Annotated in this window: 1 protein-coding gene; it reads right to left on the bottom strand. The window is 51.6% G+C overall.

What is annotated here, in order from left to right; translation table 11 throughout:
* Nucleotides 1-163: 163 nt before the first annotated feature.
* A partial coding sequence (locus M3200_RS03580; protein ID WP_288178118.1) for a hypothetical protein occupies nt 164-407 on the bottom strand: 244 nt, incomplete at its 5' end.

Here is a 407-nt window from a genome sequence, read left to right on the forward strand (position 1 = left end):
AACTGTTGCTGACGAAAGGGGTGCAGTATTCATTAGTTTTTATAAAAAGGTTCCACGAGCGCAGCGAGGTTTTACGGTTTTCTCTTTTCCCTTTGCGAAGCAAGGAAATGGTTTTGGAGCTCGCCCCGTAGGGGGAGCTGACGCGCATTGCGCCTGAGGAGGTTCATCTCCACAAGGCGAAGCCTTGGTCGTATGGTGTTCCCATTCGCACCTTGGGGCGGTTGTGAAGGTTTGATAAGAAAGAGCTTTCTTTCCCATCTTTTCTAAACTGAAAGCGTACCTTTGCTTTTCTGCGGTTTTTCCCGCGCAGCGGTTGTCCGGTTTTCTCTTTTCCCTCGCCCCTGGGCGGTTTTCCTGTTTTCTCTCCCCTTTTCCCCCCACGACAAACCCCCCGAAGCTTGGCTTCG

Source organism: Dialister sp. CAG:357 (assembly GCF_000435155.1).
GTDB lineage: Bacteria > Bacillota > Negativicutes > Veillonellales > Dialisteraceae > Dialister > Dialister hominis.